The 26,350-nt window shown below is 67.0% G+C and carries 15 protein-coding genes and 2 pseudogenes; 8 read left to right on the top strand and 9 right to left on the bottom strand.

Going from position 1 to position 26,350, the window contains the following annotated elements:
• Nucleotides 1-602: 602 nt before the first annotated feature.
• A complete protein-coding gene (locus ACFYOS_RS28135) occupies nt 603-1,421 on the top strand; it encodes a hypothetical protein (RefSeq protein WP_387147929.1) in 819 nt (272 codons plus the stop codon).
• Nucleotides 1,422-1,684: 263 nt separating this feature from the next.
• On the opposite strand, the pseudogene ACFYOS_RS28130 reads toward ACFYOS_RS28135, so the two are convergent.
• The 7 genes and pseudogenes from ACFYOS_RS28130 to ACFYOS_RS28100 all read right to left on the bottom strand — a co-directional run.
• Nucleotides 1,685-2,486 (bottom strand): annotated as a pseudogene (locus ACFYOS_RS28130) (phosphodiester glycosidase family protein); the annotation flags it as partial.
• Nucleotides 2,487-3,044: 558 nt separating this feature from the next.
• Entirely contained in the window at nt 3,045-4,235 is a 1,191-nt protein-coding gene (locus ACFYOS_RS28125; protein ID WP_387148011.1) for a hypothetical protein, read from the bottom strand.
• Between the two features lie 48 nt (nt 4,236-4,283).
• Nucleotides 4,284-4,517: pseudogene (locus ACFYOS_RS28120) on the bottom strand (ATP-binding protein); the annotation flags it as partial.
• Nucleotides 4,514-8,245: a hypothetical protein gene (locus tag ACFYOS_RS28115; RefSeq protein ID WP_387147926.1), complete on the bottom strand. Its 3,732-nt coding sequence runs from the start codon at nt 8,243-8,245 to the stop codon at nt 4,514-4,516. The pseudogene ACFYOS_RS28120 and the gene ACFYOS_RS28115, both read right to left, overlap by 4 nt.
• A gap of 595 nt (nt 8,246-8,840) precedes the next feature.
• Nucleotides 8,841-9,113, bottom strand: coding sequence for a hypothetical protein (locus ACFYOS_RS28110; protein ID WP_387147924.1), 273 nt, complete (start codon nt 9,111-9,113; stop codon nt 8,841-8,843).
• Nucleotides 9,101-9,367, bottom strand: a complete 267-nt coding sequence (locus tag ACFYOS_RS28105) for a DivIVA domain-containing protein (RefSeq protein WP_387147921.1) — start codon at nt 9,365-9,367, stop codon at nt 9,101-9,103. Before ACFYOS_RS28105 ends, ACFYOS_RS28110 begins: the two co-directional genes overlap by 13 nt.
• Nucleotides 9,364-9,618 carry a hypothetical protein gene (locus tag ACFYOS_RS28100; protein ID WP_387147918.1) on the bottom strand — a complete coding sequence of 85 codons (255 nt, stop codon included), beginning with the start codon at nt 9,616-9,618 and terminating at the stop codon, nt 9,364-9,366. Before ACFYOS_RS28100 ends, ACFYOS_RS28105 begins: the two co-directional genes overlap by 4 nt.
• 402 nt (nt 9,619-10,020) lie before the next feature.
• Here ACFYOS_RS28100 and ACFYOS_RS28095 point away from each other — a divergent pair, with 402 nt between their 5' ends.
• Nucleotides 10,021-10,269: a GntR family transcriptional regulator gene (locus tag ACFYOS_RS28095; RefSeq protein ID WP_387147916.1), complete on the top strand. Its 249-nt coding sequence runs from the start codon at nt 10,021-10,023 to the stop codon at nt 10,267-10,269.
• Nucleotides 10,270-10,718: 449 nt separating this feature from the next.
• Here ACFYOS_RS28095 and ACFYOS_RS28090 read toward each other — a convergent pair whose 3' ends face one another.
• A complete protein-coding gene (locus ACFYOS_RS28090; protein ID WP_387147913.1) occupies nt 10,719-11,153 on the bottom strand; it encodes a very short patch repair endonuclease in 435 nt (144 codons plus the stop codon).
• Nucleotides 11,154-11,160: 7 nt separating this feature from the next.
• Entirely contained in the window at nt 11,161-12,291 is a 1,131-nt protein-coding gene (locus tag ACFYOS_RS28085) for a DNA cytosine methyltransferase (protein WP_387147910.1), read from the bottom strand.
• A gap of 435 nt (nt 12,292-12,726) precedes the next feature.
• Here ACFYOS_RS28085 and ACFYOS_RS28080 point away from each other — a divergent pair, with 435 nt between their 5' ends.
• The 6 genes from ACFYOS_RS28080 (at nt 12,727) to ACFYOS_RS28055 (ending at nt 26,235) form a co-directional block, all read left to right on the top strand.
• Nucleotides 12,727-15,756 (top strand): hypothetical protein, encoded by a 3,030-nt coding sequence (locus tag ACFYOS_RS28080; RefSeq protein ID WP_387147907.1) that lies wholly within the window; start codon nt 12,727-12,729, stop codon nt 15,754-15,756.
• A 31-nt stretch (nt 15,757-15,787) separates the two neighbouring features.
• On the top strand, nt 15,788-21,256 hold the full coding sequence (locus tag ACFYOS_RS28075) for a DEAD/DEAH box helicase (RefSeq protein ID WP_387147904.1): 5,469 nt from the start codon (nt 15,788-15,790) through the stop codon (nt 21,254-21,256).
• Nucleotides 21,257-21,346: 90 nt separating this feature from the next.
• Entirely contained in the window at nt 21,347-22,132 is a 786-nt protein-coding gene (locus ACFYOS_RS28070; RefSeq protein ID WP_387147901.1) for a hypothetical protein, read from the top strand.
• A 5-nt stretch (nt 22,133-22,137) separates the two neighbouring features.
• Nucleotides 22,138-23,457 carry a ParB N-terminal domain-containing protein gene (locus ACFYOS_RS28065; protein ID WP_387147898.1) on the top strand — a complete coding sequence of 440 codons (1,320 nt, stop codon included), beginning with the start codon at nt 22,138-22,140 and terminating at the stop codon, nt 23,455-23,457.
• Nucleotides 23,454-25,343, top strand: a complete 1,890-nt coding sequence (locus ACFYOS_RS28060; protein ID WP_387147895.1) for a DEAD/DEAH box helicase — start codon at nt 23,454-23,456, stop codon at nt 25,341-25,343. The genes ACFYOS_RS28065 and ACFYOS_RS28060 overlap by 4 nt, the downstream gene beginning before the upstream one ends.
• Entirely contained in the window at nt 25,333-26,235 is a 903-nt protein-coding gene (locus ACFYOS_RS28055) for a protein NO VEIN domain-containing protein (RefSeq protein WP_387147892.1), read from the top strand. Before ACFYOS_RS28060 ends, ACFYOS_RS28055 begins: the two co-directional genes overlap by 11 nt.
• Nucleotides 26,236-26,350: the final 115 nt, after the last annotated feature.

Raw genomic sequence — 26,350 nt, 5'->3', positions numbered from 1 at the left:
CCGACGTACCGGTATCGACGCCCCGCCCCTACGCCCGTGCGGCCGCCGCCGTGGACAACCGCACCGGTCTGGCAGCCCAGACGTGGCCTCCGGCGGATCCCATCACCGGGGCATGGCCCTGTTCGGTCAACTCCGCGCGGTGAGGTCGTTCTCGACCGGGTCACGGCGGCCGACATCGCCGCGACCCACGTCGGTAGCTGGTCGCGATCGAACCTCGCGCTCGGGATGGCGAGGGTGATCGCGCCTCCGGCGCTCCGGAGGCACCGCGGCCACCACGCCGAGGGCGGTCAACCCGGGGCCACCGAGTCCGCGTACGAGCTCGCGGTTGAGGCCGCCAACACTCGCGGGGGCTGTCGCCGACGGAGATCGCGGGGTGCCTGCACCTGATCGCGGCACAAGGTGCGCGAATACATGAGCAGGTGTTCGAGAGGGTTCGGGTGTGCAGCCGGGGTGAGCTGGTGGCGAAGATTCTTCGAGCGCTACCTGCCGCCCTCCATGGCGAGCCTATGAAATAGTCGGCAAGTTTCGCTCGTTCAACACCACAACATGTCAGGCACCAGGTGTGCCATAGGGAGGGCGGCTGAGGAATGGAGGGCACCGGTGTGAGTGACGAGGTGGACGACGCGCGGTATCCCTCCCCGGCTGTCCTCAGTGACCTGCTGGCTCAGCACGGGTTCGACCCGGACAACCTCGTCCAGATGATCGACATGGCTGCAGTCGGCATCACGGTGCGGTGGTGGCGGAACACCGTGGTGGAGGATTGGCACGCCGGCCGTGACATCGGTGCTCTCTCGGACGCAGACATGTACCGGATCAACACCCACACGACGGCGAAGGTCCGCGACCGGCTGAGGACATGGTGCCGCCAACAAGGCGTCCACACCATGAGCGAGATCGCGGACGCTGACCGCGACTCCCTGGAAGCCGTCGTCTACAACCTCTACCGCTGGCTCACCAACCCGAAGCGCCGGCTCATCACCGGGCTCACGATCTACGAGGTGGTGGCCCGCACCCTCGCCAACGCTCGGGCTCACCCCGACGGGGACGTGCCAGACGACGTCACGCCGGACACGGAGATCACCGCCTACCGCGAGCAGGTGAACATGGCGGCGGGTTACCTATTGGTGTGCATGGACGAGCACGATCCCCGGTCGGTGTTCTACACGCCGGCCGTCGCCAGCACCACGTGGGCAACTGGCTGGTGGTGCACGCCGGGCTACCCGTCCCACGTCGCTGCGGTCTTCGCTGCGCTGAACAATCCCGATCACGAGTTCTGGAGGGGGAAGCCGCTGCCTCCTCCACCGGCGGGCACCGACCTCGCAAAGGTCCAGAAGCTCATGGTCAACCGGCCGTGGACGGTGTCCGAGGAGGTTTGCGAGTGGCTGATAAACGAGGTAGGTGAGCACTACATCCGCGACTGAAAAACCACGTGCTCGCCGGAGCGCAGTTCTGCGACCGGGCACCCAACGACTAAAGCACATCGACCGGCTCTATGGCGGCTGATCCCGGCCGCTGCAGGCGCCGCGCACGGCCGTGGCGAACAAGCCCTGGCCGTGGGCGGCATGTGAAGGTGCGACCGCCCGTCGTACGGGGCCGGTGCACCCGGTGCTGAGTACGGACGTGGCCGCTGCTGCAGCTCTCATCAATGACAACGGTCAGTTCCCGCTGCGGTACGGATCCGGTCCACGCACCCCTGCCCGGCGGCGGCCGGCCGCGGTGTCCCGCCCGGTCGCCTGCAGCGAGGTCTGGCCGGCGGCCAGGGTGGTGCCCCAGGTGGTCGAGGTGCGCACCACGCAGCCGAGCCGGTCGAGCACGACCTCCACGCCGGTGCCGGACGGGGTCGACGAGGCGAGTTCGGGGGTGAACTCGACGACGTCGCCGGGGAGGGTGCACTGCGTCTGGTCGGCTAGCGCGGCACAGCCGGCGGGCACGACCGGCGGGTGGTTGATGAACTCCAGCGGCAGGCTGGCGTCGGTCTGTCGGTTCCGTACGCTGCCCGACCAGGTCAGCTTCCCTGTCAGGGCGCGGTTGCTGTTGGCGCCGACGACGAAGTTGACCTCTGCCGGGTCGGTGGTGGGCTCGCTGAGCAGCTTCCCGCCAAACAGCCCCAGCCCGACAGGGTCGCCGGGGTATAGCTGGCTGGCAGTGAAGGTGAAGAACGACGCGTTGACCCCGGCCAGGGCGCCGGAGGCGTGGACGAGTTCGGTAGTCTTCTCGACCTGGCTCAAGTTCGGGCCGTACGCAGCCTTCAGGTGCCCGCGGGCCTGGCTCGGGTCGATGGTGAGCACGTTGACCACCCACGGTCCCCGCGTGGTGGTGTCGATCTGACCGGTCGGCGCCGGCTCGCCGCCCCGCTCGATCCGGGTCAGCGTGACGCCGTCGGCCAGGGCGCGGCTGGTGAGTACCTCCGTCAGGTCGGCGCCGCCGAGCGGAAGCGTGTCGCCGGCGGCCTCGGCGCGGGCCCCCGGAACGACACAGAGAGTCACCGCGCGGCCAGCGCAGCCGCCGTGATCGCCCCGGTACGGCGGAAGCGGGACAGGCCAGGATTAGAAGCAGTCATGCAGGTGACCTTGGCGGCACCAGCGAACCAGGGCCCGACAACAATTGACACCAAGTCAAATCGTGGCAAAAGGCCTTGCCCGGGGGATGCCGTTGTGAGCGACACCGACAAGCCAATCGGCTACTGCCTCAAGCACCTGCACAACCTGATCGAGGAGCAGTTCGACGCGACGCTGGCGACCTCGGCCTCGACCGTCGGCATTGGCAGATCCTGAACGTGCTATCCGGCGCGACGTGCAGCCACTACGACATGGAGCAGGCGCTCGAACCGTTCTGGCCGGATGACGTACACCAACTCGATGCAGCACTCGAGAATCTCCGGTTGGCTGGCCACCGATAGGCAAATTCGGGGCAACGCAAGGACCACAACGACGGGCATGTTCGCGAGTCGGTACGTCTGAAACCTTCCGCTAACACACTGGTCCTAGATTGGGGAGGGGGCGAACAGCTGCGCCGTGCGGAAACCTCGATCACGGGACTGATGCCTACCGTGGGAGCAAGTCACTCGGGGCTCCGCGTTGTTCGGGGACAAGCGGGCGCCTACCGTTGTCGAGGGACAGCGATCGGGCCACGGGTTGGTGCTGGAGGAGGCGGAGCCAGCCTCTGTCAGCCATCTCGCGAGTACAGGGCAACCTCAACTGCTGGCGGACCTGGACCAGGAGATGCACCATCCGTTCCAGATCCTGGTATGTGGCGGCACCGCTGACCCAACCCGCGATCTCGCCCTTGTTTTCGCCGAGTGGCACAATGCGCAGGTGGCCTAAGCGCCAGTGCTGCTCCTCCGGCGATTTATCGTCATGGAGTTCGTAATACTGAATTAACAACTCGACTGGAAGGAGGTCTTCGATTTCCACGATTGCAAATTGAGAATCTCGCCTAAGGGGATCGAACTCGACCGGCAGCAGGAGCCTCTGAAGGCCGTTCCTGCCGGCGAGATCATATGCGTCCCGGCCAGGTATGTCATAGTCAAAGAGGCCGAGCGCAGGAATACCTTCGCGGTGCAGGTTCTGTACCCGACGTACAACCTCTGTGCCCCCTCCCCCCCGCCCGCGCGCTGCTGCCTCCACCGTAAGACCATCGAGCAGCCGCCACCCCTTCCACTCATTAGCCAGGCGTGCGGCGCTGTGTAGGTATGACTCATCCGTGTCGCCCTCTACAACGAGTACCGCATTGGTGGGCGCTACATGCGCTACAGCGACTCGTTCTCGTGCGAGCCGAAGCAGCAGAGGGGCGATATCGGCGTATGAAATTGAGCGTTGAAGACGGCCTGCTACGAGGTCTCCACTACTTTCTAGTAGGCCTATAACGTCGGTCAGCACTCGCTGAAGCGACCAGGCGCCGTCTGGATATGGCCCCTCCGAGAGCGCCCTGACCGCTAACTCATCGCACGAGCGGGCCAAGTCGTCGCCCCTCGGGCCAACGAGCTGTTGCCAAATAGTACTCGCGATCAGTAACAGTTCGTCGGGACGCTGCTCAAGCGGCGGAATGGGTAAGTAATAGTCACCCTCTTCTGAAAGGTGCGCCGATATATCGACTGAGATCTGATTGGCGGTAAGAAGCAATCCAAGGCAGCCGCGGCGCTTCTCCACTAGCTTCCGCAGGGTTCGGGGAGGTATCCGATCGCAGTCGTCGACCAGCACCAGCGCCTCAAGTTGCCCGCGGGCCATCCGCTCCATAGTTGCGCCATGCTCCCCCTTGGGTTGAAGCTGCCGATATTGGACTCCGAGTTCGGCAAAAGCAGCCATGGCAGCCGCCACAACTGTGGATTTGCCGCTACCCTTCGGTCCGTGAAGGAGTACACATCGCCGCTGGCCACTCGAAAGATCCTCGAGCAGGTCACACACTTGCCGCAGCTCGGGGCTGGCCGCAACAACCGGGATAGGAACTCCCTGAGTACCATAGTCGCGGAGCCAACTGCCTCTTTGTTGGTATCGCTGCGCCCAGTCGGCCTGCCTCATGACGCAGGGGCATTTCGACGTCGAGGCATCATGGCTGGCGACGGGGTGGGGGGACCAGCTTGCCTGGGTATTGACGGCTCCGAGCTGGGAGCATCACTCCGGTCCCTCCGCACTCGGTGCGATGCCAAACCATCGGTCCGTCGGCTCCAGGGAAGCAGGCCTCGGTAATTAAGGCCGACAAACGCCGAGATTTCACTGCCGACCTGGAGATCAGCCTCTGAACCCAGAATAGCCAAGGGGATACGGATTTCCGTCAGCAGTTGGGGCAAATAACAGATCCAGTTATCGGCCTGGCGTCGGCGCGCAATGGCGCGGTATGACCTAGGTACACCATTATCGTCGGCCAAGACCGCTAGACAGCCGACGCGGCGCCGGCTGCCGGACGAATTTGACTCAAGGACAGCCACCTGCGCCAGCGCGGCGTGAGGTTCATCAAGCTGAAACAGGGCCCAGGCAAGGCAGAAGATTACAAACGCGTTGTCTTCGTCCTCAGGGAAATTGCGTCGAGCATGAAGGATTAGGCTCCACTCTTTCCACTCTTGCCGTGAACAGTGGGCGAAGACGGGATCCGCTCCCCCAACCTGGCCCTCAGGCAGATGCGCATCCATCCAGAGATGATGAGCAAGCGCCATAGCTTCTCGGCTTCGCCAGACAGCATTATCGAGACCAAGTAGCGAGGCGAGGCCCTCAGCCGCAGCCGCAGGCGAGTGAGCCTTCCGCGTCGTCGGGGAGTAGACGCGTCTTCTGATGATCTGGCAGTGGCCCGTGAAATCGCCCTGCTTGCGCATCTCCAGGGCCATTTCAGCACTAATCTCGTGCCGTCCCTCGAGCTCAGCCAGCTGGATTCGGCGTTGACGGAAGCGTTGAACCTGCCGAGGCTCAAGAGGTTCTTCAACGGCAGTTTCGAGTATCGAGGACATTTGGGCGAGCAGGCGCGCGCGCTCAACGTTCGAAAGGCCTGGCATCTGTTCTAGAACATCTCGCAGACTCCAGAAGCTGATATCAAGAGGGAAAAAGCTCGCCCTGCCGAGAGCGCGGGTGCGGCCGACGTAAAGACTTACCCTCTCTAGCTCTTCCTCGATGGCTAGCCGAAGGCCGCGTTGCTCGTCGTTGTCAGAATGCACATCGTTCAGCTGGCCTAGGCGACGCAGGTGAGCACCGACTGCATACCCATGTACGGCGGCGCGAGTGGTCAGCACGTTCAGCAGCTCGGCGTTGCGCGCGTCCGTCGCGCGGCGACTCAGTAAGACATCTTCTGCTTGATCGAGCACATCAACTGCAAGCGCGATGTATCCAAGTGAGGCACCGTGGTCCCCGTCGCGGTCAGCGAGTAGGCGTAGTGCCTGGGCCTCGAGCAGCAGCAATTTAGGGATGCGAACCTGCAGGTCCTGTCTGATGTTTCGGAGGATCCGGGCTAGCAGGGATAAGCTATCCGGGCTGGAGTAAGCGTCCGCATGTTCTCCCCGCGGTCCGATCGTTTGCAAAATTTCTATACAAAAGTCCTGACCTTGGTCGTCGCCGGGATAGTTACTTTCACTCCAACGCACAGCCTGCACGAGTAATTCGATTAGCTTCAGCTGATCCGGCGGCGAGGGCCTAACGCTTCCGAGCGCCAAACGAGCGAGCTCCGGATGATCGGTGTTAAGCGTAACAGTACCGTATTCGTCCACCATTTCGTTCAACAATTCGGACTCGCCGAGGCTTCGGCTGAACGCCGGATACCGGCGGACGAAGTCCGCTCCCAGAGCACGCAGAAGCAGGTCCACCGAGATTGGACGGTGGAGCCGGGCGCAGACCAGGCACAGGTCGAGGGCATCGCGTGTGTAGTCTGAGTGATCGAACGGTGAACCCAACCGGTTATCCTGCCGTCCGGCAAATTCCATGTTCGGAAAGAGCTGACGCGCCGCCGCTCGCAGCTGTTCCTGGAACCTGCTGTCCCCACCATTACTGCCGCTATCGGTCGCCCGGGCTGCAAGATCCAACGCGCGAGCGAGGCGGTCATATGCCTCGCCGACCCTTAGTCGGACGTTGCCCCTAGTGTCGGGCAGCAAGAAATACAGCAGCAGCAGGAAGTAGGGCTCGCGCATGCGGGTTGGGGTCAAGCCCTCCGAAAGTTCACCACGTTCATTCAGGTATCTGCGAAAACCTTCGATCTCCCGACCCGCGAGACGACGTCCAACGCTAACGGACGTAAAGTCCGGCTCCTTGCCGCCCGATTTACGGGGATCAACGTTGGGATCAACGGTCTGCGGGGCGACGCGGGCCGAGCCAACGACCACGGCATTGCGCCCTGCCGCCGCCAACATCTCCGCTAACTGTGAGTACTGCAGGTTGTCTAGGTCGTCAATTAGCAACGCGACGCCTGGGGCGCCCTTCTCTTCCAATAGACGACACACCCGCTCCAGCGCTTCCGACTTGACGCGACCAGCGGTTGGTGCCACATAGACCACGACGTGTCCCCGCCGACGCAGATGCACAGCGAGCCAATGGATTAGGCGGCTCTTGCCGGAAGCTGGCGGACCAGTCAGGAGGATAGGGCGTCGCGAGTAGTAGACGGTATACTTTTCACGAGCGTCAGAGGGATTAACGGCACCGATCCCGGTGAGGGCTTCCTCCACTCTCTCCGCAAATCGCCCCGCAATCTCCCGCTCAAACAGGTAGCCACGGACGACACCGGTCCAGTCTGGTGGTCGCTGTACACCCCGCAAAAAAAAGCGAAAGGCCGCACGGTCTTCGTCTGGCAGCAGCGGCGGAGGCGGTGCCACCGCAGCGTCGTCGAGAATCACTGCGGCCTGCGACATACTGCGCCATTCCTGAGCAGAGAGGACAATCTGCTTTAAGTCACCGGGACGGCCGAATGAAATGATGTGGTCGTCTGGCGACAACAAAGCGTCTTGCGCTGCTACAAGCTTCTCGCCTGCAGCACCCGCTGCCCCGCGCACCAGGAACTCTGCCAGGGTGCCTTCGTGAACGGTGAGCGTATCGCCGAAATCTGGGGAGGCCGCAGGGTCGGCGGAGCCTTCGTGGCCGAGAAACCAGTGAACTGAACCGGGTGGCAGCGAACTACATGCAAGTGCGAGGAGTTCCATCGGTAGCCAGTCGTCCTCGCCGACGCCTGCGACGACCAGACACCCGCGAGAGGCGAGGAACGGCACCTGCTGCAGGATGGGGCCGACATCAAAGGCCTGCCGCTGGCGGAGCGCAGCCCGTGTAAGTGGTGGGAGATGCGCGGGGACCTGCTCGTCTGCGGAGCCAAACAACCGAACGATGGTCAACGCGGCAGGGTTGACGGAAGCTGTAAGCGACGTGGCCTGTGACGGATTCAGCACCCGTATGCGTCGACCTGCTCTGCCGCCAGCACGGGCAAATGCCTCGACGGGTACGGGATCGACGGCTGAGGCAATGACTAAGCTCCACGGGCAGCTGGCGACCTGGAGTAGTTCTTCGTCCGGGGCCTGCCGACTGAAAGCACGGCGAACGTCCTCAACTCGACTGGCCGTACCAAGCTCCTGTAGCTGCTCTGGCAGGCTTCCCTGCTGCTCCGTGCCAGAAAGGGCGGCGATATCCCGGATCAGGTTATCGACTAGGCCTGCAGTGTGACCCTGGCCGAGGAGGAGCACCGCACGGCCATCGGCAATACACCCCAGTAGCGCTTCTTCGTCGGCTCGTAGCATCGTCGGAGCTACACTGCCGGATTCGCCGGGGTTGCTCACAACCACACCATCCATCCGATGCGACGCTGGTGCGCCAAGGGTACCGGGCGCGAAGGGATCGAGCGACCCCTCGAGAGAGCCCGTGTCCCGAAAGGACTTAGCCGGTCATTTGCCGTTGGCAGAAGCGGTCCGGCGATGTTGAGAGTCCCGCGACCTATGTAGACCCCTGACGCCTCTTGCGCCCACCGGATTTGCCCATTGTCCTCCCTGATCTGGATCGCGGAGGCGACGTCGAGGGCCGGCTCACCTTATGATCGGAGATCGGGCCATGAACGCCCACAGAGGCCTCACCCGGAAATTTGCGGGCCGCATGGTCCGCCGCAGCCGTTGGCCTTCTACCACCGATACTCGCGGACAAGCAGACGGTGCTGCGCTGTCCGAAGTGTTGCGTAGCTGGCCAAACTGCTCGTGTAGCACCGGCAAGTCCCGATCGCCTGTCAGGTGATGCCGGAGGTCTCTGCGGCAGGTTCGCGGTGCAGCCGACGTAGGCCACCATGCCGCGGTCGAGGACACTTGCACGCCGGGCGAGCGAGGGTGGTGCCCTCCATCGCATACGGCCGGGGGGCGTGAAGGCGACCAGAAGGTCTTCGGTGTCGCGCACTTGCGGACGCTACCGGTGTCTGCCCTCCCCCGCGGTCCCGCACGATCCGGGGTGCCCGTCGCGTAGGTAGCAGCGCCGGCCGCCATCGAGCCTGGAGTCGCACCAGACGCGGTGGCGGAGGTGCTGCGCGTCCTCTTCGCTGAGGGTGGTCTCGCCGAAGTCGACGGCGGTGACGTGGCCGAGGGAGTCGCGTAGCGCGACGGCCAGGGCGGCTGCGGTGTCTAGGCTGTTCAGCATGGTGGGCAAGTGGATGATCCAGCGGGGTGCGGTCACCGTCGCCACCGGCCATTGAGTAACCAGTCTGGATCGGTGTAGCGGCAGCCGGTGTGGCGGGACCGCCACTGGCGCAGGGCCTGGCGGATGCGTTCGGCCTCGGCGTTCGCGGTGGTCACCTCGCGGTGCAGGCGATCGAGTTCGTCGGCGAGCTGGTTGAGGTAGGCGTGGACCTGGTCGGGGTCGAGGCCACGCCACCGGGTGTCGAAGAATGCGGCGCGGATCTGGTGCGGTTGCAGGCGTTCCCCGGTCACGTAAATCATGGCCGCATCGCTGTCTGTTCGGAGACCAAGGCCTCGATCTCGCGCTCGCTCAGACCGCGACGGATCAGGACGCGTCGGCCCCAGCGGTGCAGGCGGCAGGGGTGCGGGGCGCGGTCGTTGCGGCAGCGGGGGCCGTCGGGCCACTGCTCGGCGGCGTGCACGGTGATGGCCTTGACGGCGAAGGTGAGGTCTTCGGCGGTGACGTACGGCGGTAGGGGTAGTTCACCAAGGATGTCGTCGATCGAGTCCATGTCCCTCCCTTGTCGGTTGGTTGCGGCGCCGAGGCGGGCGGGGACGGTCGGTACGACCGCGCGTCCGTACCGACCGGAGCCCGGCACCCACCCCGGGCCTGCCTGTTACTCCCACCGCTTGGTCGCGGCCCGGGAGTCCTCTCTTCTGCTCGTGCCGCCGTCGATGCAACGGCTGTCGCGGGAAGCTAGTGAGCGTCGGAGCAGCGCGCTGGCCAGCGCACACCCGGGTCATCCGCCTGGTCGAGGCGAGTTGCTGCTCCGACGAAGGATCCACCACAGTGCCTAGCTGGGGCGTTTCCTCGCCTTCGCACTTTACCGGCGTTACTGGTAAAGTCAACGTTGCTCTTGAAGTCCTCCCGGCTACCGTGATCAGATGTGTGGGCCTAGCTGGGAGTACCTCGCATGCCCGCACCACGAAAGTTCGAGCCGCATTACCGGCGGATCATCGCCGACATCAGGGAGCGTGTCGCCTCAGGCGAGTGGCCTCCCGGTCACAAGCTGCCGTCCACGAAGGCACTCGCCGAGATGTACGAGGTCGGCAGCCAGTCGACCGTCCGCCAGGCCATCACAATCCTCATCGAGACGGGTGAGCTCTATGGCCACCAGGGACTCGGCGTATTCGTGGCAGAGCCACGACAGGCGCGGCAGTAGTGAGCGCCTACGCCCAGGGAAGCTCGTCCGAAAGATCGGGAGTTGCCTTCGATGAGCTAGCCCAAGCAGATCTGGTTCTTGACGGCTACTACTACAGCAAGCGCGTCGGCAATCTGGGTGGCGAGCCAGTGGCCCGGATCATTCCAGGCACCGGAAACCAAGGCGGATTTCGGCCAGCCAGGGCGAACGAGTCTGGGCCAGTTAGATTAGTGGCGCTCCATTCCTCCGGGCGAGACCCGGATTGGCCGGTCTCCGGGTTCCTGCAAACGCCAGCCGCGGGGCGAGAGGATCACGATCCCCTTTGGTAGGTGGATTCGCTCATCGTCTGCAGTTGGCGGCATTGCATGAAGCAGTGCCTGCAGGCTTACACCCAGCGTTCCTTGAGGGCGAACAGTCGCTGCGAGTCCGCCCGTGCGCGCATCTCGTCGATGATGCCCGCTGGGGTTGCGTCACCGGTACGCGCCGGATCGCTCGGCGACAGCGGCACGTACCAGCTTCGCCGCCTCCTCGGTAGCGGTGTGCTCCCAGAGCCGGACCACCTGCCAGCCGGACTCGTACAGCGCCTGGTCAACCGCGCTGTCGCGCGCTTGATTCCGGTCAATCTTTTGATGCCAGTAGCCGCTTGGATCGCTCGGCATGCGGCCATGCTGGGGGCATCCATGCCAGAAACAACCGTCGAGGAACACGGCCACACGCGTCCGGGTGAAGACGACGTCCGGGCGAACGGTCCGGCCCGGGACGCTCACCTTCAGGTTCACGCGATAGCGCAGGCCGGCAGCGAACAGCGCCCGCCGCAGCGCGAGCTCTGGCTTGGTTCCGGTGCTGCGGTTGGCCTTCATCGTCTTGGTAGCCGACGAGGGCGGTGGCGTGGGCAGCAGCGGCACCGGAGGGCTAACCTTCGTCGGTCGTCTCGGGGGTGAGGACCGGAACTAGGTAGTGCTGTCCGATCCACCGCACAACATCGACCACGACGGCGTCGCCGAAGCCGAACAGCTGCTGATTAGGGGTGCCCGCCACCAGTTTGTAGTCGCCGGCACCCATAAGCCGCGCGTACTCCTTAGGTGTCATCCAGCGAACCCGGGGCTCGCGGCGCATGCCGACCTCAACGAGCGCCTGCTTGCTGGAGCCGCCGCCGGTCGTGCGCAGGCATCCCGCGATGGCGTCGCGGCGCAGCTCCCACATGGAGATGCCCTGCCGGGTGCGGCGATAGGCGGACCGGTAGGAAATGGTGTCCCCATCGCGCAGCGCCTCGAATCGGATGCGTTGCCCATGGCTGAGCGAGTCGACGAAGGCCTCCACCCGCTTCGCATCCCACCACGCGCTTGCCGGGACGTCCTGATCTACCACCCCGCTGAGGTCCTTGGGGCCTTCCGGAAGCGGCGGCAGATCCAGGTAGTGCATGTCGTAGGTGTTGCTATGCCGCTCGTGCAGGGCGGTCACCCAGGCCGGGCGCACGTCGCTACGGGCTGGGACACCGACGTGGGAGTTCTTTGGCAGCTTGTCCTTGGAAATGCCGACGATGAACATGCGCGGCCGCGACTGCGGGACGAAATGCTTGGCGTCGATCGCGAGCACGTCGAGGGAATAGCCCAGCTGGGAAAGCCTCTCGAAGGCGCGTTCGATGTCTTTACCGCCGTGGCTGGTGGCGAATCCGTGCACGTTTTCCAGCAGTACAACCGACGGGCGCAGCGGCATACCTTCTAAGATCCGCGCGAATTCGAAGAACATTCCCGACTGGGCGCCGTCGAGGCCGAGTCGATTGCCCGCGAGCGACAGGTCGATGCAAGGGAAGCTGCTTGTTGCCAGGTCTACTCCGGGTGGCAGGTCCGTCGCTTCGATCTTGCGGATGTCTGCGACCTTGAAGTGCTTGTCAGCGTCCGGGTAGTTCTCGCGGTAGGCGTTGAACTTGGCCCGCTTGATGTCGTTGGCCCAGACGACCTGGACGCCCAGCGGCTCGAGGGCGGTTCGCACCAGCCCGATGCCGGCGAAGAACTCCGCCGCCCGGATGGCCGTACCTTCCACGCGTCCTCCTCGGTCGATAGTCGCTGGGCAGCCTATAGGGGCGCGCGGTCGACGATGCGCGCCACCCCGGTGGGAGGTTTGATCATCTGTTCTGCCGAGTCAGGCCGTCTGGGCGGCGGAGGTGTCCACCTGAATCTGGTGTTCAGGGTCAGCTCATGATATCGCCGATGACTCCATAACGTCCGAATTGTGGCTGAATGCTCGAAAGTCAAGTCCGTGGCTGAGGAACTTGCCGAATATCGTCAGCCTCCAGCAAATCGGTTGCGTCGAGAACGGTCATTGTTCAGAGCGTGGTCCGTCCCTTACACTTTGGGACCCAATTCCGCCGATACGGAAGCGACAGCTGGTCAGCACATGCAACGTCAGCCGGTAGATCGATGGAAGATCTACAGCGCCTTCAACCGAGCCATTGCAGACGTTTTCTTCACCCCGGACATGGCGGGACTCCCGGTCTACCTGGACTTCGACGAGGACACCCTCGCTCGCATCGGGCATCGGCTGAAACTGCCCACCGACAAGGTGTGGGACTCCCTGGCACGCTCGGTCATCGGCGTGCTGTCGCTGCACACGCGCTACAGCGACATCTTCGGCCTGACCCTGCAGCGCACCCGCGAGTGGCTGCGCCGGTGGCAGCAGACCCGACGCGACGAGCGGATGGACCTGCCGGCCCCGCCTGTATTGACCCTCCTCGCGGTCTTCAGCATGGCCGCGGAGCGCATGGGCAGCGACGTCACCATGGCGGCGAGCAACTACTTCGGCCCCCTCTCTCAGCTGCTGCGGCTGGAGGACCCCCAGCAGAAGGAGCGTCTGGCCACCCAGTACCGGCAGCACGTCGAGCTGTTCTGGAACGTGCTCGGGCTGTGGCTGACCGGCTTGGACGGCATGCTCGGGCTGCCCTCCGCGGTGGCCCTGTCGCACCGCTACGTCGGGTTGTCGATGTCACAGGCCCTGGTCCGCGAGCACGACCGCGGCAAGCTGCCCCGGTTCTTCGCCACGTACGGCCTAGACCCTGGCCGGGAGGTCACGCCGCGCGAAATCGAGCCGTACCTCGACGACTGGATGAAGCGCACGCCGCCGCCGATCAGCCGGAACCTGGCCACCCTCTGGGCCCGGCAGCCTGCCGCCCGCGAGCGGATCGCCAGCGTCGTCGCGCTCGAGCTGCAGACCTGGGACGGCAACGACCGGGATGCCGCGCCCCGATCGCAAGCGGCCGGTGCGCGCGGCGGCGAAGCCCGGCTGGTCGCCCTCATCCGCTCCAACCTGTTCGGCCGAAAGGTCGAGTTCAGCCTCGTGGTCAAGCTGCCCGGCCACGACGAGCCGCGGCACCTTCAGATCGCCAGCGCGGTCGGTGACCAGCAGCCGGTCCTCGACTTCATGCCCGGCGTCAACGGCTGGCACCGCCTGCACCGCCCAGCGGACCTGGCCCAGACCTCCATCCTCGACGGCGTCCTGCGCCTGACCGACATCGACGGCGGAGCACCCGTCGTGCGCCGTCCGCGCCAGGTGCTGCCGATGCGCAAGGACGAGGCGCTCGGGCAATTTCTTGAAGTCGAGCGGTTGCAGCTCGCCGAGGACGGCATCGTCTTCGCGTTCGACGGGCTGGCCGACGAGGTCGACGCCGTGCTCGCTCAGGTCGCCCGCCCTGGCTACCGGCGGGTCCCTGGAGGCCAGGAAGGCGTGCCTCCGAACTGGACGCTGTTCGCCGACGTTCAGGTGCTGGGGCTACTTTCGCCCGAAGCCCGCGCCAAGCTGCGTGACGACCTCAACGTGCTGCAGCCCTCGGTCTCATCGCAACTCACCCTCGCCGGAGGGATGAAGCTGCCCGGCCGGATGCGCAAGTACGCCGCCCAGGCGCCCCCGGAGCTGCGCGCCGTGGCCGTGGGTGCAGACCACATCAAGCTAGAGATCATCCGCAAGGACACCGGCGCGCTCGGCGCCCTCGACGACGCCACGCCGATCGTCCTCGACCAGGTGATCGCCGCCTGCGAGTCGGACGGCGCCGCCCTGGTGTTCCCGCTCGCCGACATGGACCTCGCCGAGGGCGACTACGAGGCCCTGCTCTTCGTCAACAGGACGAAGGACGCCACCCAGCGGCTGCCCTTCTTCCTGCGCTCCGGCGACTACGTCGACCTGGCGCTGTGGGCACGTGCGACCCGGCTCGCCTACTTGCCTGGGACCCAGCACGGGCGGGGCGTGCTCAGCGCGGACGCGTACGCCGAGGAGTCGGCGGCGGTGGTCGACGGCGTAGTCGTTATCGGCGGGGACGCCGCGCCGCGCCGGCCGGTGCCGCAGGTCCTTTGGTGGACCGAGCCGCGGCCGCCCGCGGGCGCGGCCCTGCCTGCGACGACGCTCGCCGCGCCCGACCCGAGCTCGTGCCTGGTCACCCGAGCGCACTATTGGGATCTGCCGTACGCCGGGGGCAAGGCGCTGGCCGTCGAGGGCACCTGCCGTCGCTGCGGCCTGGTCAAGCGCTTCCCGAACACCCCCTGGGCGGCCGAGGCCCAGAAGAAGGCGCGTGACAAGCTCGAATCTCGCTACCACGTGGACGTGCACCAGGTAGCCCCCGTGCAGCCGGACAAGCTGACCTGGGACATCGGCCTGGACGCGCTGATGCACGCCGGCGGGGGAGGATACTCATCCTTCGAGCGCACCGCCTTGCAGATCGAGGGCTCGCTGCTGTTCGTCCACGTCTTCGCCCGTACGCTCGAATCCCTCGGCCACGTGCAGATCCGGCGCGACCCGCGGAGCCTCGAGCCGCTCGACTGGGAGATTGCCCCGTCCGCGCTGGCCGAGCTCGTCGATGGCTCGTACCTGTTGGTCGGCTACTGGCCCGCCGGGTACGTGAACACGGTCGAGGACTGGATCGCCGGCACGCCGGGTCGCCTTAACGTGCAACCCGACCCGGAAGGCCCGAGCCGGCGGGTGCTGCGCGGGCTGACCGCCGACCAGGTTCACGCGCTGGCCGCCGAGCTCGAGGTCACGGTCGCGGCACGGCCGGCGGCGGCGATCCTCGGCGCTGCGCCCGGGCTCAGCGAGGTGCTGGCCGCGCTGCCCCGGGTGAGCATGCCGGGGGCACGCAGCGTTCAGCAGTTCCATCTCGGCTCGGCCGCTTGGGTGACGCAGCCCCGGCCGGACGAGCCCGGCGCGTACGCGCTGGAGTCCTTCGGCAGGACGTACGTGTTCCGCGACGCCGAGGACGTGGCCGCCGGCACCGCACGCATCGGTGCCGCGAACCTGGTCAAGCACATCGCCGCCCTGCAGGCTGGCCGCCCGCTGCTGGCCTACCGCGCCGCGGAACGCGCCCTCGACGTCCCGCTGGGCGCCGACTTGCCGGGGCTGTACGGCCGCGCCGCGGTGCTCTGTGTCGGCCGCCCGCCCCGCGGGCTCGGCCCCCTGCGGGTGCTGCGCTATCACGGCGTGCCCGCCGAGATCGCCGAGATGCTGACCGCCCGCCTCACCAGCTGATCCACCCAACCGCACCGAGACGAGGACCGTCATGTCGCAGAACGGCGCCGCCACGCCGAGGCCGCGTTTCCCGACGCCGACGCAGGTCTACCGGGAGCTGCAGGACGCGTACCTGCGATACTTCGACACGGCGTACTGGCTGCGCGACAAGCCGCTGCGCGACGAGCGCCGGCAGCTGTTGGAGGCGCCCGGGCTGCTGTTCACAGACGTGCTGCTCGAACCGGTGGTCCCCTACGACGCCGATTACCCGCTGTCGGAGGCGGCGCAGCAAGCCGGCCTGGACCCGGTCGCGGCACGCATCGTCGGCGATGCGCTGTTCGGCGATTTCGTAAAGCCGGGACAGCAGATGATGCTGCGCCGCCATCAGGCCGAGGCGCTCATCCGGTCGCTTAGCGCCGCTGATGGCGAGCCCCGCAACGTGGTCGTCACCTCTGGCACGGGCTCGGGCAAGACCGAGTCCTTCCTGCTCCCCGTGCTCGCCCGGCTGGTACAGGAGGCGCTCAACTGGGCCAAGCAGCCGGAGCCGGTCCGCTGGTGGGAAGCCGCAGGCAACGTCCTAAGCTGGCGGCCGCTGCGCGGCCCGGAGACCCGGCCGGCGGCGCTGCGCACCGTCGTGCTTTACCCCACGAACGCGCTGGTCGAGGACCAGGTCTCCCGGCTGCGCCGCGCGCTGCGCCGGATCGCGGAGACCGGCGAGGTGCCGCCGCTTTGGTTCGGCCGCTACACCGGTGCCACCCCAGGATCCGGCGAGCTGCCCGGACCTAAGGACAAGGACAAGGTGCATGAGGCCGCCGCAGAGATCAACAGCGCCGCCCAGGACTTCCAGCAGCTGGCCAAGGCGTACGAGGACGGCCCGGACCGCCGCGCCGTAGAGCAGATGCTCGCCCAGTTCGCCGATCCTCGGCAGGTGGAGATGACGACCCGCTGGGACATGGTTGCGTCGCCGCCCGACCTGATGGTCACCAACTACTCCATGCTCAACGCGATGCTGATGCGCGACATCGAACAGCCGATGTTCGCTGCCACAGCGGATTGGCTCGCCGCCGACGAGAACAATAAATTCACCATCGTCATCGACGAGATGCACCTATACCGCGGCACGCAGGGCAGCGAGGTCGCGATGGTGGTCCGCAACCTGCTGTCGCGGCTCAGGCTGGACGCGGACTCCCCGCAGCTGCGATGCCTGGCCACCAGCGCCTCGCTCACCGACGACGACAACGGCCGCGGCTACCTGGAGGAGTTCTTCGGCGTCGACCGGTCCAGCTTCTTCGTCACGGCCGGCACGCCCCGTACCATCCCCGAACGCAAGCCGCTGTCACGCACCGCGTTCGAGGAACAGGCCAAGACTCTGCCCGCTGGCGGGACCGACCGCGCGGCTGCGCTTAGCGCCTTGGCCGCCGAGCACCGACTCTCCGAAGCCGTCGCCGCCGCGTGCCGCGCCGACGCCGGCGCGCCGATGCGCGCGAGCCGGCTGCCCGACATTGAGCGGCGCCTCTTCGACGAGCCGCCGGCCACCCCCGATGGCGTCACAAGCGAGGCGTTCGACCTCGTGCTGGAAGCCGGAGCGGAAGCTTGGAGCGACCCGGCCACGATCCCGCTGCGCGCCCACATGTTCGTACGCCCGGCAAGCGGGCTGTGGGCCTGCGCCAATCGGGCCTGCACTGAGGTGCGGCCGGAGCACGCGTACGCAGATCGGAAGATCGGCCGGTTGTACAGCCGGCCGGCCACGACGTGCCCTTGCGGCGGGCGGGTTCTCGAGCTGCTGTACTGCTTCGACTGCGGCGAGGTCAGCCTCGGCGGCTACGTCATCGACCGCGTCCCCAACAGCGTCCCGCCGATGGTTGCCCTCGGCTCGCTGGCCGACAAGATTCCCTCGGATCAGACCCGCCCGGTCAACCGCCGCTCGCACGGCGAATACATCTGGTACTGGCCAGAGCCGGAGAAGCCAGCCGAGGGCAAGCCGTGGAACCACAAGCTCGAGGGCCTGGGTGCCAAGGGACGCCAGATCAGCTTTTCGTTCGCCCAGGCGCGGCTGGATCCGACCTCGGGGCTGATCGTGGAGGACGACCAGGACCCGACCGGGTATGTCCTGCGGGTCAGCCCGATGGGAGAGACCAGGGCCAAGGCACCCGCACTGCCGGAGAAGTGTCCGCGCTGCGGCACCCAGAACGTCAACAACGACCCGCAGAAGTTCTGGCGCGGTATCGTGCGGTCGCCGATCCGGGGACACCGCGCTGGGCAGTCGCAGTCGATCCAGCTCTACCTTGCTCAGCTGTTCCGCAGCATGGGCACGACCCCCGCCGATTCGCGCACCATTCTGTTCACCGACAGTCGTGACGACGCCGCCCGCACCGCGGCCGGTGTCGCCAAGAACCACCACCGCGACCTCGTACGCCAGCTCATCCGGCACGAGCTGGAGCAGCCCGCGGCCGACGCGGTCGACGCCGTGCTGGGGATGCTCACCGGAACGCCGACGCCGGAGGGGCAGGCAGCGTTCGTCACAATGCAGGGCGAACATCCTGAGCTGTTCCAGGCGCTGATGAAGAAGGCGGCGCTGGGCGTCGCCCCGCCCGAGACGGAAGCGTTGATTGCGGCGTACCGGACGAGCAAGGCAACAGCCCAGCTGCCGTGGTCGGTCGCGGCCACCCGGCTCGAGAAGGCCATGTTGCAGCGCGGCATCCACCCCGCCGGCCCCGGCACTTCGATGCAGAAGTGGCAGGGGGAGCCCTGGTACCGGGTGTACGACCCGCCGCAGCCAGGCCTCTGGAGACCCCTGCACCCCGAGATGCAGATGAAGGGCTATGAGCGGTACCGCCGGGAGCTGGCCACGACGATGGCCGAGGCGGTGTTCGACCGCGCCGCCCGCGACCTGGAGTCCACCGGCCTGGTAATGGTCGACCCGCGCAACCCGCGGCTGGACGATGCCGGCGTCCCTGAGGATGTCGCGCTGCAGATCCTCCGCTCGGTGATCAGGGTCCTCGGCATTCAGGGGCGCTATGCTGGCAACAAGTATTTCTCGCCTGCGTTCGACATCCCGGCTTCCGTGAAGCGCTACCTGAAGGCGGTCGCCGAACGACACGGCCTGGCCGGCTCGGGCGTCCTGGAGACCTGGGTGACACGCGAGATCGGCGGCCGGGTGGCCCCGGAGTGGGGGCTGCGCGTCGACAGCGTGGAAGCGCCGTTCCTGTTGACCAAAGCTGGCACAGAGGTCTGGTTCTGCCGCCGGTGCAGCTACCGGCACCTGCACCCCTCGGCTGGGGTATGCGCCGCCCGTGGCTGCCACCACCCCAATCTTGAGCGGCGCGAGGCCGGCGACCAGGAGAAGGACTACTACGCGTGGCTCGCCGAGCTGGAGCCGCGCCGGATGGCCGTTGCCGAGCTGACCGGCCAGACGAAGCCCCTGGCGGTCCAGCGGCAGCGCCAACGCTGGTTTAAGGAGGCACTGCTCAAGGAGCCGCTAGAGAACAAGCTAACGACGCCGCTGGACGTGCTCAGCGTTACCACCACGATGGAAGTCGGCGTCGACATCGGCTCGCTGCGCTCGACGGTCATGGCTAACATGCCGCCGCAGCGGTTCAACTACCAGCAGCGCGTCGGCCGGGCCGGGCGTCAGGGACAGCCGTACTCGTACGCCCTCACTGTCGCCCGCTCCCGCACCCACGACGACTACTACTTCAACGCCACCGAGCGGATGACCGGCGACATCCCGCCGCAGCCGTTCCTCGACCTGGAACGGACCCGCATCGCCCGCCGCGTCGTGGCGGCCGAGCTGCTGCGCCGGGCCTTCGCAGTGTGCCTGCCCAAGCCGGCGCGCTCCCGTGAAAGCATTCACGGCATCTTCGGCGTCCGCGACCAGTGGGCCGACACCTATCGGCCGCAGATCGAGCTGTGGCTCGACCAAGCGCCCGACGTGCCGGAGGTCATCGCCGCGCTGACCGTGCGCACCGGCATGACCGCGGCGGAGACCGCGGAGCTGGAACGCTGGGCCCGCCACGACCTCGTGACGGACATCGACGCCGCCCTCGACAACCCGTTCTACCAGCAGAACGAACTGAGCGAGGTGCTGGCCAACGCTGGCGTCCTGCCGATGTTTGGCTTTCCCACCCGCGTCCGCAACCTCTATAAGGGCTACCCGAAGGACAAGCGCGACCTCACCGACCTGGTCGTGTCCGACAGGTCCCTGGACATGGCGGTGGCCAGCTTCGTGCCCGGCGCGGAGGTCGTCCGCGACGGCGAGATCCACACGGCCGTGGGCTTCGCCGCGTACGAAGTTAAGGGGCCCCGGGTGCTGCCCGTCGACCCGCTGGGCAAGCCCATCGACATCACCAAGTGCCAGAACTGCGGCCGTACGTCGGTCGGGGTGGACGCCGGAGCGTGCCCGGCCTGCCAGGGGGAGCTCACCACATTCGTGATGTTCCAGCCGCTCGGCTTCCGCACCGACTACCACGCTCGCGACTACGACGTCGACGGCGAGACTGTGGCCGTCATGGGTTTCCCGGAGCTGGGCGTCGCCTCGAACCCCGACCGCTCCGCCACGGTGGAGGGCCTGCGCGTCGACGTGTATGAGCTGGCCGACATCCTGCGCATCAACGACAATCTGGGCCGGCTGTTCGCGATGGAGGAGGCGGCCGGCCGGTCGATCGTCGTCCGGGACAGCTCGCTTTACGGCAACGACGTCAAGCTTCCCAACACCCAGGGACACCGCATCGACGCCGCGATCGGCGAGGTTCGCAAGACCGACGTGCTGGTCGTGACCGCCGATCACCTGGACATTCCCGGCGGCATCGTGCCGACCGATCCGGCCGTGCTGCCCGCCGGCCTGCCGGCGATGTGGTCGTTCGCAGAGGTGCTGCGCCGGGGCGTGCAAGCCGAGTTGGACATCGACCCCAACGAGCTGTCGGCGGGCCTGCACCCGGCCCGGATCGGCGACGACCAGGTGCACCGGGTCTTCCTAGCCGACACCCTCGAGAACGGTGCCGGGTACGCGACCCTGCTCGGCGATCCCCAGTTCTTCGCCAAGGTGCTGGCAAGCGCCATCGACGACCTGGGCGCGATGTGGCGGAGCCGGCGCCACGCCGAGGAGTGCACCGCGTCGTGCCCGGATTGCCTACGCTCCTTCGACAACCAGCGCATCCATGGCGCACTGGACTGGCGGCTGGCCCTGGACATGGCCGAGCTGGGACTGGGCCGACCAATCAATTGGGAGCGCTGGCTGAGCCGCACCGGCCCGCTGGTCGCCGGCTTTATGAGCTCCTTCACCCCCGTGGGCATCCAGCACCATGAGGTCGAGGGCATCGCGGTGCTCGCTCACTCGGGCAGCCGCAAAGCCGTCATCCTGCGACACCCGCTATGGCGTCCCGAGCCGGAGCTGCGCACGCCGCGCCACGAGCTCGTCGCCACCTGGGTCACCGAGGAGCTCGGCTACCGGATCGAGCATGGCGACCTGTTCGAACTCGACCGCAATCCGATGCGGATTGCCCAGCGGCTGCTGATGGACTGACCGGGACCGTACGCGAGGGGAGGGCTGGAGACGGTGTTGCCGGAATACGCTGCGCCATGTCGCCACGCGGGGGCACCCCCGCCGGAGGTCGTGCACAAGGTGGACGACCTAATACAGAAGCTTGTCGCGGAGACCGACATCCTTGCCCGGTATGGGCTGACCGCCGAGGAGTACCGCGATGCCCTGCCGGCGACGATCGAAGCGATGCGCGGCAGCATGAGCGCAAGCAACGCTGGCCGCCGCCGGTTCCTGCTCGACATCCTGGAGGCGCTGCAGCAGGCGGGCCTGGTGGACAGCGTCACCAAGCCGCAGTACGGCGACGACACGGTGTACCGGCTCGCGGTCCCCGGGTTCGGTCACGTGGCGATCATTCAGAAGGGCTGCCCGGACGGGACACACAGCAGCATCCGCTGGTCGGTGCCAGACTGGGCGCGGGAGACGTACCTCTGGTGGCTGTGCGACAGCATGAAGGCCGAGCCCGGCGAGCATGTAGCCAAGGGCATCCAGCGCATGCGCAGTCGCCTCCTCGACCCGGCCGATCGTACGGTGGACGGCGTCATCTTCCACAACCACCTCTGTGGCACGCCCAAGCGCCTCTGTCCGAAACATGACCGAGCTGTGCAGATCGGCGCGCAACTGGTGCCCCCGCCCTGCGTCTACGTCACGCCCGACAGCGACACCCAGGCGACCGATCTGAACTGGGATGGCAGGCAGCAACGCGTCTTCCCAGGCATCCTGCTCAGCCTCTTCGGCATCGACGAGCAGGCCCTGCCGGCGTACGTCGGGCACGTCGGATTTCAGCGCAGGAGCGGCCAAGTCCGCACCACAATTTCGGCTAGATTCGGCGTCGGCCGTTTCACCACGTACAGGAGATGATCCGCTTGCCCAATCCGATGCTGGACCAGGATCGTGTGGCATTGCTGCAGGCCCGCAAACCCGTCCGGCACGTGCTCCTTCCGGCCTGGCCACGCGAGCAGAAGGAGCTCCCGCAGGTCGAGGTCGAGGTCAGCTGGGTGCGCTTCTCCACGCTCAACCACCGCACGCAGGCCGAACAGCGCCGGGAGATCCACCTGGCCGGCCAGCCAGACCTGTTCACCGCTGACCCGCTGGGCCCGGCCGCCCAGGACGCGCAGTATCGAATCCTCACTGGCCAGGAGGGCTTCAAGGAGCTCAAGGAGGACCTGAAGGACCGCGGCCAGCAGGATCCAGCCATCATCACCGCCGAGGGCGTCCTCATCAACGGCAACCGGCGCACCGCCGCCCTCCGCTCGCTCTACCAGCACGACGACTGGCTCAAAGCGCGCTACGTCCAGTGCCTGCTCCTGCCGGACGACGCCCAGCCCGACGAGCTGGTCGACCTTGAGGCGGAGCTGCAAATCGCGCGCGACTTCAAGCAGGAGTACTCCTGGATCAACGAGGCGTTCCTCATCGAGGAGCTCTACGACCGCGAGGGCAAGGACTTCGGACGCGTCGCCCGGCGGATGCACAGCGACGTCGCGAAGGTGCGGGATCTGCACGAGAAGCTCCAGCAGGTGCACCAGCTGGTCGACCTGGCGAAGGGCGCGCGCCTGCACGTCGACTTCACCGACAACGAGTCGGCCTTCGCCGAGCTCGCCCGGCACATTCGGAACAAGCCGCCGGCCGAGGCCGACAGCGTGCGGTCGGCGTACTTTCTTGGCACCTTGGCCAACGTGGAGTACCGCAAGCTGCGGCACCTGCAACGCGCCGACGCGGCCGAGCTCATCCAGCGGGAGATCGAGCGCGACGCGGCGCTCAAGCCGGTGCTCGACGCCGCCCAGTCCGCCCCGGCTCCTGGTCCGAGCGACGACCTGCTGGACGACCTGCTCGGCGAAGACCCGCCCGCGCAGCCGCTGAACGAGCTGCTGGGTCTGGTCGCCGCCCGGACACCCGATGAGAGCCTGCCGCTCGGCGAGGGTGACAAGGTCTCCGCCCGCCAGGTGCTCAGCTCGTTGCGCAGCGCGATCACCGCCGTCGCCGACGAGGCCGCGGACGAAGCCGCGGACCAGTCGGCGGCCAAGGCGCCGCTCGTCCAGGCCGACAAGGTGATCAACAGCTTGAAACGGATCCGCAAGGATCTCCCGAAGGCCCGTGCCCAGACCGAGTGGGACGTGCACGCCTTCGCCCTCAAGATCGCCGAAATCGAGGGGCTGCTGGACGAGATCGAGGGCCGCCGGGCGTGATCGTCGCCGAGCTCTACCAGCAGGGCCGCCCGCTCGTCGTCGTCACCCGCCAGGCCCCGACAGTCGCCGGCGCCTGGGCCCGCCTGCAGGCCGCCATGTCCCGCGGCATCGTCGGCGGCACCGCTGACCGCATGGACGTGCGCGTCGATGTGTTTCTCGCCGAGCTGCCGGCGCTGCGCGAGGTCCGGACGATCTTCCACGAGCAGCACAAGCTCGGCCCGACCCTGCAGGAGCAGATACGCTCGCTTATCAGCGACCAGAAACGTCGCGAGGACGTCGCCGCCGGCACCCCGCACATGGCCGCCGATGCGCTCGCGGCCGAGCTCGCCGCCGCCGGCTTCCGCCGCGAGCTGCGCGGCTTCCAGCTGGAAAACCTCGCGCTAATCCAGCGGCTGCCGCATGGCGCCGACTTCTCCGTGCCTGGTGCGGGCAAGACCACGGTCGCGCTGGCGAACTACACGCTCGCTCGCGCCCGCGGCGAGGTCGAGCAGCTCCTTGTGATCGCGCCCCTCGCCGCCTTCGAAGCATGGCGGGAGGATGCCGCGGCCTGCTTCGAGCGCCCACCGCCCATCACCATCCACGCCGGAACCGCGTCGATCGACAGCGATGTCGAGGTGCTGCTTAGCAACTACAACCGCGTCGCCTCCGACTACGACCGCATCCGAGAGTACGTTGGCCGACGCCCCACCCACGTCATCCTCGACGAGGCGCACCGGGTCAAACGGGGCGCGCAGGGTGTGCACGGCCGCGCGGTGCTCGACCTCGCCTACGCCGCCCGGCGCCGCGACATTTTGACCGGCACCCCCGCGCCCCAGGGTGCCTTCGACCTGGTTGCCCTCATGCGCTTCCTCTACCCGGGGCAGGATCAGAAGATCCTGCCGGCCAGCGCCTACAACGAGCGCGCTGGCCGCGACGACGACGTGCTGAGCGAGACGAGCACGGCGATCCAGCGCTACTTCGTTCGCACGCCCAAGTCGCGCCTCGGCCTGCCCGGCACCACCTTCGACGTGGTAACCCGGGCGATGAGCCCGATCCAGCAGGCCATTTACGACGCTCTGCTGGGCCGCTACCGCGGCGACTTTGAGCTGGATCGCCCGGCTCGCCGGCAGTTCGACCGGCTCGGCCGGGTCGTTATGTACCTGCTGGAGGCTGCGACCAACCCGATGCTGCTGGTCGCCGGCTCCGACGACGCCGACGAGCGCGGATTCTTGCACCCGCCGCTCGCCCTGGACGGCAGCGAGCCGCTCGCCGAGCTGCTGGCCCGCTACCGCGCCTACGAGACGCCCTGGAAATACGAGCACGTCAAGGCGATGGCCGAGCAGGCGCGCGACCGCGGCGAGAAAGTCATCGTCTGGTCCACTTTCGTGCGCAACATCCGGTCGCTCGCCACCTATCTAAACGGCTGCCAGCCGGCCATCGTGCACGGGGGAGTGCCGATGCAGGACAGCGCTCCGGCCGGGGCGCTGACCCGCGAGGCCGAGCTGGATCGCTTCCGACACGACCCGGACTGTCACGTCCTGCTCGCCAACCCGGCTGCTTGCGGCGAGGGCGTCAGCTTGCACCACTGGTGCCACCACGCCATCTATCTCGACCGGACCTTCAACGCCGGCCATTTCCTGCAGAGCCAAGATCGCATCCACCGGCTCGGGCTCGGCGACCACGTGACAACCCGCTTCACGCTGCTGCTCAGCGAGGAGAGCATCGATGAGACCGTCAACGCTCGGCTGCGCGAGAAAATCGTCGCGCTGTCCGCGCTGATGAACGACCGAGGTTTGGTGCGCGTCGCTCTTCCCGAGCCGGACGAGGGCACGCCCGAACAGCCGGCAGTATCGGACGATATGCAGGCTGTCGTATCACATATCAAGGCACGGCTCGATGCTGCCTAAGCGGGGCACGGCATACGCCGTCCTGCTGCTCTGCCATGCCGTCCGCCTTGCGGCGCGCCGCGATGTCGCCGACTGGGTCCGCGCCGCGCGCGTCCACGGCACCTTCGTCGCGGCCGCCACCGACCTAACCACCCCCGCCGAGCACCTGCTGACCGCCGGGCTCGCCGAGCAGGCCGAGGCCATTGTGCTGGCGCCCCCGCTGGCCGGGATCGCCGGCATCGCCGACGGCGCGACGCTGCGCCACATCGCCCAGGTGCTGCTGACCGCCGACCCGCCCGCCTGGCTACGCATCGCGGTATCGCCCCAAGGGGTCGCCCGCCAGTACATCCCAACGGCCGATTTGCGCGCGCTGGAATGGCTCGATCCCGAGCTGGACGACATGCTCATTGATGTGTGCCGCGCGGTGAGCGGTCCCCGCGACGCCGAAGTCCGTAAACGCATCGGCGACGCCGCTGAGGCGGTGGTCCTAGCGGCGCTGCGAGCCGATGGCCGGCACCCGACCCATGTCGCGGCAATCTCCGACGCGTTCGGCTACGACATCGAGCTCGCCGGCCCCCCTAGGCTCCGCATTGAGGTCAAGGGGGGCAGTGCGAACAGCCGCGGCACCTTCCACCTGAGCCGGAACGAGTACGACAAGAGCCGGTCTTATGACGACGAATGGCTGCTGACTCAGGTTGTCTTCGCAAACGAGGCCTTCGTCGCACCCTGCCTCAAGCCCGCGCACATAATCGGCATCTTCGAGGTCAGTGCCCGATGGATTGAGTCGGCCGTACCGCCAGACACCACGGAGTTCGCCTGGACCGACTCGGCGATGATCACTCCGCCGCCCGAAGCATGGCGGCCCGCACCGTACGCCGTCGCCGACGTAATCCTGCCGGGCCTGGCCCGCTAGTCTAGTGGTACCTCAGTCCGGCATCAGCGTCGCAGCCGAGAAGAGACCACGCCGGAGGGGAGTACCGCTTGCGGCGCGGGCCGGGCAGTATGTGCATGTGGATCACGCACGCCTC

The sequence above is a fragment of the Micromonospora sp. NPDC005806 genome, from assembly GCF_042871425.1.
In the GTDB taxonomy this organism is placed as follows: domain Bacteria; phylum Actinomycetota; class Actinomycetes; order Mycobacteriales; family Micromonosporaceae; genus Micromonospora.
This window is presented reverse-complemented; position numbering and strand designations above follow the sequence as displayed.